Source organism: Bacteroidota bacterium (genome assembly GCA_018831055.1).
Lineage (GTDB): Bacteria > Bacteroidota > Bacteroidia > Bacteroidales > B18-G4 > M55B132.
The window spans coordinates 1-10,349 of the sequence record JAHJRE010000099.1 but is presented as its reverse complement, the minus strand read 5'-3'; the positions used below and the strand labels follow the sequence as shown (position 1 = coordinate 10,349).

General features: G+C 43.4%; 10 protein-coding genes. 9 read left to right on the top strand and 1 reads right to left on the bottom strand.

Features of this window, described 5'->3' with window-relative positions; translation table 11 throughout:
- The 4 genes from KKA81_06220 to KKA81_06205 all read left to right on the top strand — a co-directional run.
- On the top strand, positions 1-826 hold an 826-nt coding region (locus KKA81_06220; protein ID MBU2650510.1), incomplete at its 5' end, for an AAC(3) family N-acetyltransferase.
- Positions 783-2,114, top strand: a complete 1,332-nt coding sequence (locus tag KKA81_06215; GenBank protein ID MBU2650509.1) for a polysaccharide deacetylase family protein — start codon at positions 783-785, stop codon at positions 2,112-2,114. The genes KKA81_06220 and KKA81_06215, both read left to right, overlap by 44 nt.
- Entirely contained in the window at positions 2,089-3,027 is a 939-nt protein-coding gene (locus tag KKA81_06210) for a GNAT family N-acetyltransferase (GenBank protein ID MBU2650508.1), read from the top strand. The genes KKA81_06215 and KKA81_06210 overlap by 26 nt, the downstream gene beginning before the upstream one ends.
- A 30-nt stretch (positions 3,028-3,057) precedes the next feature.
- The gene (locus KKA81_06205; protein MBU2650507.1) at positions 3,058-4,299 is read left to right on the top strand and encodes an ABC transporter permease; all 1,242 of its coding nucleotides are present in this window, start codon (positions 3,058-3,060) and stop codon (positions 4,297-4,299) included.
- 3 nt (positions 4,300-4,302) lie between these two features.
- On the opposite strand, the gene KKA81_06200 is transcribed toward KKA81_06205, so the two are convergent.
- The gene (locus tag KKA81_06200) at positions 4,303-5,607 is read right to left on the bottom strand and encodes a DUF5103 domain-containing protein (GenBank protein ID MBU2650506.1); all 1,305 of its coding nucleotides are present in this window, start codon (positions 5,605-5,607) and stop codon (positions 4,303-4,305) included.
- Between the two features lie 163 nt (positions 5,608-5,770).
- Here KKA81_06200 and KKA81_06195 point away from each other — a divergent pair, with 163 nt between their 5' ends.
- The 5 genes from KKA81_06195 to nqrE all read left to right on the top strand — a co-directional run.
- The gene (locus KKA81_06195; protein ID MBU2650505.1) at positions 5,771-7,120 is read left to right on the top strand and encodes a Na(+)-translocating NADH-quinone reductase subunit A; all 1,350 of its coding nucleotides are present in this window, start codon (positions 5,771-5,773) and stop codon (positions 7,118-7,120) included.
- A 19-nt stretch (positions 7,121-7,139) separates the two neighbouring features.
- Positions 7,140-8,291, top strand: coding sequence for an NADH:ubiquinone reductase (Na(+)-transporting) subunit B (locus KKA81_06190; protein MBU2650504.1), 1,152 nt, complete (start codon positions 7,140-7,142; stop codon positions 8,289-8,291).
- Between the two features lie 31 nt (positions 8,292-8,322).
- The gene (gene nqrC / locus KKA81_06185; protein MBU2650503.1) at positions 8,323-9,081 is read left to right on the top strand and encodes an NADH:ubiquinone reductase (Na(+)-transporting) subunit C; all 759 of its coding nucleotides are present in this window, start codon (positions 8,323-8,325) and stop codon (positions 9,079-9,081) included.
- Between the two features lie 3 nt (positions 9,082-9,084).
- Positions 9,085-9,744: an NADH:ubiquinone reductase (Na(+)-transporting) subunit D gene (locus tag KKA81_06180; GenBank protein ID MBU2650502.1), complete on the top strand. Its 660-nt coding sequence runs from the start codon at positions 9,085-9,087 to the stop codon at positions 9,742-9,744.
- A gap of 25 nt (positions 9,745-9,769) precedes the next feature.
- The coding region (nqrE, locus tag KKA81_06175) for an NADH:ubiquinone reductase (Na(+)-transporting) subunit E (protein ID MBU2650501.1) at positions 9,770-10,349 on the top strand (580 nt) is incomplete at its 3' end.

Below are 10,349 nucleotides of genomic sequence, written 5' to 3'. Positions count from 1 at the left end.
TTCCTCAACTGGGATTAAGACAGGGGATGTGCTGGTAGTAGCATCGGATCTTACCAGGATGGCCTTTAATGCAAGAAAACTCAAAATACGCTTCGATGCAGGATGTCTTATCGATGCCTTCCTGGATACACTGGGACCGGAAGGAACACTTCTTATCCCGGCATATAACTTTAATCTTCGCAATGGAGATACATATTCAAGCAGAGAAACTCCCCCAGGAACTGGAGCTCTGGCGCTGGCTGCCTTCCGGAGAAATGACTTTTTACGCACCTTTAACCCGTTCCATTCTTTCCTGGTAAAAGGAAAATACGCTGAGAATTTTACTGCACTCCGCAACCGTAGCTCCTTTGGCATGGATTCACCATTTGCACTTATGAAGGAACTCGATGCCCGCATGCTTTTTATCGGAACAAGCCTTGCTGATGCACTCACATATACTCATTTTGTTGAGGAATCTGAAAAAGTACATTATCGTAAGTATTCCAGGATAAATATTTCCCTGGAAGGTATCCAAAAGGAAAGCTTCCTGTTTTATAAAAAGAAAACAGGCTGGACCATGGACATGTCAGGATTGGAAACACTTCTGGAGCCCATGATATGTAAAGATTATAAACTAAACGGCATACGTTATATTCTGTTGAATCTTCGTGATGCACACGAGATTATTAAGAAGGATATTCGTGAAAATCGTGCCCGTAATATTGCCCGTTTTGATTTTTCTATTTTCCTGAAAGAAATTGGTAAGGAAATTCTTTATAAATTGAGAAAATACCGGACAGTAAATGATCGCATCAAATTTGGTACTGGTAAGAACGGAAACAGATAGCCCAAGGTTCAGATATACTCTGGATATTGTATTGGGCAGATTGCTCGGACTGCAATGGAAGATTGTGCCTGCCGGCAATGACAATGACCTTGAAATGGATGCCACTATCAATTATTCTGCCACTCCCTCATCCGGTCATATTAACCTTTTCCCTTCAGGATTGCTGTCGGAAAAAGGAGTGCACGACCTGCAACCGGATGTGTTCATTTGGGATGGAGTCCCGGTATTTTTTCGTGTACCCGATGGCGGAGATTTACCCTTTGATCCTTTTTCAATGGCTTTCTTCCTGGTTACAAGATATGAAGAATACCGGCCTCATCTTCAGGATAAACACGGACGTTTTGCGGTTGAAAACAGCCTGGCGTACCGCCATGATTTTCTGCACTTTCCTGTTGTCCATGTCATTGCTGCCAGGTTGGGAGAACTGCTCAGAAAAAGATTCCCATTCCTTGAAACCAATATGCCTGCATACTCTTTTACACCGACGGTTGATGTCGATATCGCTTATGCCCATCTGGGAAAAGACCTGGTGAGAGCAACCGGTGGATTTGCTAAACTGGTGCTTACCGGACGTTATGATCAGCTTAAGCAAAGAATGGCTGTTATCGCAGGGAAACAGGATGATCCCTACGATAATTTCCGTTTTCAGGTTGACAGTTTCAGGGAATTCGGTTTGGAAGCCATCTATTTCATCCTGATCGGAGATTATGGACCCTATGATAAAAATATTTCATACCGGAACAAACGCTTCCGTTCTCTGATCCGTTGGTTATCGGAAAATACGGAAGTAGGTATACATCCTTCCTACCGGTCTTTTGATGAACCCGTAAGGCTTGAGGAAGAAATAAATCGCCTTCGAGATATTACAGGAAAAGAAATCCTGCACAGCCGCAGACATTTTTTGCGGATGAAATTTCCTGATTCTCTTAAACAATTGATTTCCTGCGGTATTACCCACGACCACTCCATGGGTTTCGCTTCTGTAAATGGCTTCAGAGCAGGAATATGTGTTCCCTATCCTTTTTATGACCTCAACATGGATCAAACAAAAAACCTCCTGATCCACTCCTTTGCTTTTATGGATACTGCCATGCAGGATTATTTAAAAATAAAACCACAGGAATACCTTATATTTGTTAAATCATTACAGGAAAGTGTAATGAAGTATGGTGGCAATTTGTCCGGGATATGGCATAATTATGCCATGGCCGATGATCACTTAAAGCATCAGTCATTCCTGGATATCTTAAAAATGGTATCCCATGATAAGGTATCTTCATCAAAATGAAATAGACAGGGACAAATGGGATCATTGTATCCTGCATGCCTTTAACGGTATGATATATGGTTATTCCTGGTACCTGGATATTGTCGCACCCCGCTGGGAAGGCCTCGTGGAAAACGATTATGAAAGGGTCTTTCCCCTCCCGGGAAGCCGAAGATTAGGGATTGACTATATTTTTCAACCTTTTTTTACCCAGCAGCTTGGGCTTTTTTCCGTCAGTATTCTGAATCCTGAAAAAGTACACGAATTCCTGAATGCCATCCCCTCAAGGTACAAATGGATAGAACTCAATTTGAATACGCTGAATAAGATCGATTCGGATGGCTTTCAGGTTTCTCCTCAAGTGAACCACGAACTTGATCTTATCCAGCCTTATGATGGAATCTCCCGTAACTATCACACAAATACCCGGCGCAACCTGAAAAAGGCAGCCGAGTCAGGCTTAAACATTGTTAAAAATATTCAACCCGGAGATGTTATACAATTGTTTCGTCAGAACCGGGGTAAAGATGTCACCACATTAAAGGATGATGATTATAAAAGACTTAGCCGGCTTATCCATACCTGCCTTCACAAAGGCATCGCCGAAGTTTATGGCGTTTATAACCATGTTAATGAACTTTGCGCCGGGGCCGTTTTTGTAACCGCTAATAAAAAAGCCATCTTCCTTTTTTCCGGGATGAATCAGGAAGGTCGGGAAAGCCGGGCCATGTTCCTTCTTATCGACCATTTCATAAGGGAACATGCACAATCTCATCTGGTACTGGATTTTGATGGCTCCAATGATCCCGATCTGGCCAGGTTTTACCGCGGATTTGGTTCCAATGAATGTCATTACCTGCGTGTAACCGCCGACAGACTGCCGCCACTGGCTTCCTGGATGAAAAACCTCAAATCCCGTTTTTATAATGAATGATTTGTTATTTTTGTTTATAATATTTTTCAAATGAAAACCGTATTTCTTGAGAACCTCAATATATCGATCGATTCCATAAAGAGTCATAAAGTCAGGACTATTCTCACCGTCCTCATCATTGCATTTGGGATCATGGCACTGGTGGGTATTCTCACCGCCATTGAAGTGATAAAATTCAATCTGAATGAACAGTTTGCCATGATGGGTTCCAATACCTTTACCATTAGGAACAGAACCCTTCAGGTTCATATTGGTAATGAAACCTCCAAACCGAAATACTTCAGAGCCATCACTTTCGATGAATCTCAGGAATTCAAGCAAAGGTTTGATTTTCCGGGAATTGTTTCAGCTTATATCTGGGGAACAGGCATTGCAACGCTTAAGTACGAATCGAAAAAAACTGACCCCAATGTTGGCGTGATTGGCTCGGATGAAAATTACATGCAGACAGCAGGATACGAACTTGATAAAGGAAGAAATTTTTCCCAGGTAGAGATTCAACAGGGTAATCACGTGGTAATCATTGGAAGCCAGATATCGGCAAAACTATTTAGCAAGAATGAAGATCCTGTTGGCAAAGTTATTTCTATTGGGCCCGGGAAATACCGCATTATCGGGGTGATGAAAGAAAAGGGATCGAGTGTTGGCTTCAGTGGTGACAGGCAATGCATAATTCCTATCAATAATGTTCGGCAATATTTCCCAAGACCCAACATGAATTATACGATCAATGTGATGACGGAGAAAGCTGTGGATATGGACCCGGCCATAGGGGAAGCCACCGGCCTGCTTCGCATTATCAGGGATGTTCCGGTAGGGGAGGAGGATAGCTTCAGTATTGTGAAAAGCGATAACATCGCTGAAATGCTTTTCGATTTCCTTAAATATATACGCCTGGGGGCAACTTTCATCGGACTGATCACCCTGGTTGGAGCAGCCATCGGCTTGATGAATATTATGCTGGTTTCTGTCACCGAAAGAACCCAGGAAATAGGGATACGCAAGGCTATTGGAGCCAACCGAAATGTCATCAGGAATCAGTTTCTTATGGAAGCCATCGTAATCGCCCAGTTAGGCGGATTGGTCGGTATCATCCTCGGGATTACCATTGGGAATGTCTTGTCGATGATCTTTGGAAGTTTCTTTCTCATCCCCTGGCTTTGGATCTTTCTCGGGGTCTTCTTATGTCTTATCGTTGCACTTCTTTCAGGTATTATTCCTGCTTCCAAAGCTGCCAGACTTGATCCCATCGAGTCGCTGCGGTATGAATAACGTTTATTTTTTGATCAGAGAATTAAAGAATTCTATTCCGATCAATTCATCATATTTGGAACCCTCCGCACGGTAGTAAACATAAACCGTATAATCGTTTTCGGTCTCAGAGTGCGTACCTTCAATCAACGCTGCGTCACCATCCGTTCTTCCGTCTTCCAGGAAAACAAAAAGATAGTTGTAGTAACCTTGTTTTAAGTATAGCTTGCCTTCGTAAACATGTTTCTCAAAATCGTATTTCATCATCCCCTCCTCAGAAAACTGCCAGTCTGTGAGGTCCCCCAGGATGTACAAATTGCCGTTCACCAACGGGAAATCATAGGGAAGGGTGAAATGAACCCATACATAATCGCTCTCGGTCGACTGGTTGGTGCTGCCCTCTGATTCAATGAATTTCCGGCCGTTTATGTCTTTCTCAAATGTGTATCTCTTGAAGGTCCTCCGCTCATCCGGCCATAAGTAAACATGATATCCGTCCACATCATATTCTATCTTTCGGATACGCTCAGAATTGTATTTCAAACTCTTGATGTCGAAATTCCTGAATTCGTTGATTCCATTGAAAACATTTCCGGGTATAAGCCGATAATCAAGCTCGGTGCTACCTGCCATTTTGGGCTTTAATCCTGTAAGCATATTATCCCACCTGCCGTTTTGCCGTATGATCACTTTTAATTTTGTGAAAGGATCGGATATATAGTAGTTCCCCGTACGAATCACGAAATCAACAGATTGCTTTTCTTCCCTCTCACTTACATTTACCGGCCTTGTTACACTTCCACGAAGACTTACCTTAGGGTCGCTTACCATGAAACGCCTGGTTATTACTACATTATCATCGGTGTCTTCACCCAGGAAAACCCGCAAAAGATAATTGCCGGATTTTGTAAAACGCAGATAATCGGATGGCAGATCTATATAATAATGCGTAAATGCTTTGGTTGTATTATACGAAAATTCATAGTCGTTGATATCATCATCATAGAAACCCTCAAGATATTCGGAAGGTTCCAGGTCTGAGGGCTGCCAGTTCGCATCGCAATGAACAACAGAAACTTTGTACGATTTGACATCGGCCTCAAGGTCATCAAACTCCAGCCGTAACTTTTCTCCCGATTGCAGAGAGATTACCGGCGGCGACATCTCCCAGCCACTCCTGTATAATAGCACTGTTCTGATGGATGGGACATAAACATGATCACTGAACCTTATATACTCAGGTTGATAATAATCCTGTTCTGTGTCATGCTGAGCATAGGCAGAACAAAACAGGAACATCGTTGTTAAAGCAATAACAAATTTCTGCATAAGTTGATGATTTCTGTCGAAGATTTTGTGATTACAAAAATAACACTTTGTAAAAACTGATAAAGATCATGTTTTGGCTTGGCAAAAGCCTGTTTTTTTTTAAATTGCACTGGATTAATTTTCGTAAAATTGCATTTTCCAATTATATAGACATTTTGTTGATATGCCAGAAACAATCAAAATCACAAAGGGATTGGATATCCGGCTTCTTGGCGAGGCTGATCTGACTGTTAAGGAGATCCGGTCAAAACTATATGCCATCAAGCCGATCGATTTTATCGGTGTATTCCCAAAGCTTCTGATTCAGGAGGGCGATGAGGTAAAAGCCGGTACCTCCCTGTTTTATGATAAGTACCGGGAAAACATCCGCTTTTCTTCACCGGTTAGCGGTAAGGTTAAAGAGATCCGGAGAGGTCCAAAGCGTATCCTCCTTGAAATCGTCATTGAATCGGATGGGAAATTTGCTTCCGAGGATTTTGGTGTTTCCGATCCCAAAAACATGCCCGCTGAAAAGGTAACTGAAAAGATGCTCCTCAGCGGCGTTTGGCCTGTGTTAAGACAGAGACCTTATGGGGTGATTGCTTATCCGGGCTCTGAACCCAAAGCCATCATGGTATCGGCATTCGATACCCACCCACTGGCTCCTGATTATGATTTCATTATTGAGGGCCAGCAGCAGGATTTTCAAACGGGATTGGATGCATTGAATAAATTGGCTCCAGGAAAAGTTCATCTGAATATTCAGGATGCTAAGGGGGTTTCTCCTGTATTCACGCAAGCAACCGGGGTAAATTTCCACCGTTTCCGTGGACCCCATCCTGCAGGAAACGTTGGCACGCAGATCAATAAAATTATACCATTGAACAGGGGTGAAGCCATATGGTACCTGAGACCTCAGGAAGTTCTCATCATAGGTCGCCTCTTCAGAACAGGGAAATTTGATGCCTCAAAAACGATTGCCCTTACAGGCTCCGAGGTGCTGAAGCCTCATTATATCAAAACGAATCTTGGTGCCGGAATCCGTGATATGATATCGGATAACGTGACAAAAAACCATGTCCGGTATATCAGCGGTAATGTCCTTACCGGAACAAAAATCGAAAAAGAGGGTTTCCTGGGGTTTTATGATTCGCAAATTACAGTAATTCCTGAAGGCGACCATCACGAATTCTTCGGCTGGGCCATGCCGGGAATCAACAAATTCAGCTTTTACCACTCCTTCTTTTCCTGGATGCAGCCCCGTAAAAAATATCGCCTGGATACTAATCTCAATGGTGGTGAAAGAGCCTATGTAATGACAGGAATGTTCGAAAAGGTGTTCCCGCTGAATATTTATCCCTTGCAGCTTATCAAAGCCATCCTGGTTGAAGATATTGACCTTATGGAAAACCTCGGGATATATGAAGTGGAAGAAGAGGATTTTGCCCTGTGCGAATTTATTGATACCTCCAAAACAGAAATCCAGTCTATTGTTCGTACAGGACTGGATCTGATGAGAAAAGAAATGATGTAAGAAATTTATACAGCCTACAATGAAAGGACTTAGGAATTATCTGAATAAAATTAAACCTCAGTTTGAAAAAGGCGGGCGTTTTGAAAAACTCCGGTCTACTTTCGATGCTTTTGAGACTTTCATGTTTGTGCCCGATAAGGTTACCTTTTCAGGAAGCCATATCCGGGATGCTATCGACATGAAAAGAACCATGGCCATTGTTGTGTTGGCTCTCATGCCTGCCCTGCTTTTCGGGATGTGGAATGTAGGTTACCAACATTTTCTGTCCCATGGAGAAGTACCGGGTTTCTGGCAGGTTTTTGGTTATGGCTTCCTGAAAGTGTTACCTATTATTATTGTTTCCTATGTGACCGGTCTGGCCATAGAATTCATATTTGCTCAGATTCGCGGACATGAGGTAAATGAAGGTTTCTTGGTTTCCGGGATGCTGATCCCTTTGGTAATGCCACCGGATATCCCGCTATGGATGGTAGCTGTTTCAACGGCTTTTGCAGTAATCTTCGGGAAAGAGGTTTTTGGAGGTACAGGAATGAACATCCTGAATCCTGCCCTGACAGCCCGTGCCTTCCTGTTTTTTGCTTATCCCAAAGCAATCTCAGGTGACCTGGTTTGGATTGCAGATAAAGCTGATGCATACAGCGGAGCCACACCCCTCGGCCATGCACTGGTCGGGGAAATTGACAAACTCCCCGATGCTATGCAAATGTTCCTCGGGTTTATACCAGGCTCCATCGGAGAAACTTCGGTTCCTGCTATACTCATCGGAGCAATTATCCTGATTTTTGCCGGCGTGGGAAGCTGGCGTATCATGCTATCCATGACCCTTGGCGGCCTCTTCATGGGTTACGTCTTTAACCTCATCGCCCTTAATGAATATATGATGATCCCTGCATGGGAACACCTGATTATGGGTGGCTTTGCCTTCGGTGCCGTTTTTATGGCCACCGACCCGGTATCTGCCACTCAAACTATTAAAGGACAGTATATCTATGGATTCCTCATCGGATTCTTTGCCATTATCGTCAGGGTATTTAATCCCGCGTATCCCGAAGGTGTTATGCTGGCTATTCTCCTGATGAACGTCTTTGCCCCCCTCATCGATCATTATGTGATCCAGGCCAATATCAGAAAAAGACGAAAAAGATGGCTGAAAGTAACTGTCGAATCCTAAGCTATTCAAGAATATTAACCTCAGATAAGTCATGTACAGTAACCGATACATTTTTATTTATTCCTCCATCATGGTGATCATTGTGGCCGCTATCCTGTCTTCTGCTGCAATGTTCCTGAAACCTATACAGGATAAAAATATGGCCACAGCCAAGATGCAGGGCATCCTTGCTGCCGCGGATATTACCGCTACCAGCATAGATGCAGAGGAACTCTATGCAAAGTACATAACCGAAGAACTGGTAATCGATAAACAGGGACATGTAGTCAGCGCATTTGAAAATAATGCTTTCAAATCAGGTGATATGCGGGCTTTCGACCTGGACATAAAGAAAGAACTGTATCGCAAGTCGATGGGAGAGGATTTTTATACCCCTCTTTATGTCGCTCATATCAACAATGAACTGATTTATATTGTCCCTCTCCTGGGTAAAGGTCTCTGGGGACCTATTTATGGCAATATTGCCTTCGGTCCCGACTTTAACCGGATAATCGGTGCGGAGTTCGGTCATGATAAGGAAACTCCCGGATTGGGCGCTGAGATCAACACCAGAGATTTTGGTCAACAGTTTATCGGTAAGACCATTTTTAACCAAAATGGAGAGTTCACTTCCATCAATGTTGTGAAAGGTGGTGTAAGTGACTTGCCGCAAAACCTGAAAATCCATGGCGTTGATGCCATTTCCGGTGGAACAATTACCAGCAACGGGGTGACAGATATGCTCAGAAATTGCCTGGAAAATTATGTTCCATTTATCAAGGATCAAGTTGTTAACAAAAAACCTGTTTAATATATGAGTTCGGAAAATAAGGAAAGAGAACCTCTGTTCTCGGCAAAAAACCGGAGACTTCTTACAACTCCCCTGGGTAAGGAAAACCCCATCACCGTGCAGGTTTTGGGTATTTGTTCCGCCCTTGCGGTAACTGCCAAACTGGAACCGTCAGTTGTAATGGCCCTTTCGGTGATGTTCGTTCTGGGAGTAGGTAACGTGGTTATCTCTGCCTTGAGAACTACCATCGCACCCAGGATCAGGATCATAGTCCAACTGGTTGTGATCGCAACACTGGTTATCCTGGTCGACCAGTTCCTTAAAGCTTTTGCTTATGATGTCAGCAAACAGCTTTCGGTGTTCGTGGGACTGATCATCACCAACTGTATCATCATGGGGCGTTTTGAAGCTTTTGCCATGGCAAACAAACCCTGGCCTTCATTCCTCGATGGAATTGGAAATGCCTGGGGATATGGCTGGATACTTATTGTCGTCGGATTTTTCCGGGAACTGCTCGGTTCCGGAACACTCTGGGGATACCCGGTACTCGAAAAAATCGGCCTGTATAAAATAGGTTATGAAAACAACGGTATGATGATCCTTCCCCCAATGGCTCTTATCGTGGTTGGCGTGATCATTTGGGTGCAGCGCTCCAGAATGAAAGAACTGATTGAAGATAAATAATTGTTAAATCCTTATATGATTCATTATGGAGAATCTGATAAGCATATTCGTTAAGTCCATCTTTATCGATAACATGATTTTTGCATACTTCCTGGGTATGTGCTCATACCTGGCAGTGTCAAAAACCGTTAAAACATCGGTTGGGTTAGGTATTGCGGTAATCTTTGTCCTGGGAATTACGGTTCCGGTGAACTACCTGATCAATGAGTATTTACTGGGGCCGGGCGCCTTGTCGTGGCTCGGAAATGACTTCTCCGATGTTAATCTCAGTTTTTTAACATTCATCATGTTTATTGCCGTGATTGCTTCCATGGTGCAATTGGTTGAGATGGTCATAGAAAAGTTTTCCCCGGCTTTGTATAATTCATTGGGGATCTTTCTTCCTCTTATTGCAGTAAACTGTGCAATTCTCGGTGGCTCACTGTTTATGCAGGAAAGAGAATATCAATCACTGGCTGAGGCCACCTCTTTCGGATTGGGTTCCGGTGTGGGCTGGTTCCTGGCTATTGTTGGCATTGCCGCCATTCGTGAAAAAATCCGGTACAGTAATGTGCCGGCCCCGTTAAGAGGATTGGGAATAACGTTTATTATTACCGGACTTATGG

Excerpts from the sequence above, each read along its gene's own strand:
- KKA81_06215 (MBU2650509.1), top strand. The coding sequence starts at position 783 with ATGATCGCATCAAATTTGGTACTGGTAAGAACGGAAACAGATAGCCCA.
- KKA81_06210 (MBU2650508.1), top strand. The coding sequence starts at position 2,089 with ATGATAAGGTATCTTCATCAAAATGAAATAGACAGGGACAAATGGGAT.
- KKA81_06205 (MBU2650507.1), top strand. The coding sequence starts at position 3,058 with ATGAAAACCGTATTTCTTGAGAACCTCAATATATCGATCGATTCCATA.
- KKA81_06200 (MBU2650506.1), bottom strand. The coding sequence starts at position 5,607 with ATGCAGAAATTTGTTATTGCTTTAACAACGATGTTCCTGTTTTGTTCT.
- KKA81_06195 (MBU2650505.1), top strand. The coding sequence starts at position 5,771 with ATGCCAGAAACAATCAAAATCACAAAGGGATTGGATATCCGGCTTCTT.
- KKA81_06190 (MBU2650504.1), top strand. The coding sequence starts at position 7,140 with ATGAAAGGACTTAGGAATTATCTGAATAAAATTAAACCTCAGTTTGAA.
- nqrC (MBU2650503.1), top strand. The coding sequence starts at position 8,323 with ATGTACAGTAACCGATACATTTTTATTTATTCCTCCATCATGGTGATC.
- KKA81_06180 (MBU2650502.1), top strand. The coding sequence starts at position 9,085 with ATGAGTTCGGAAAATAAGGAAAGAGAACCTCTGTTCTCGGCAAAAAAC.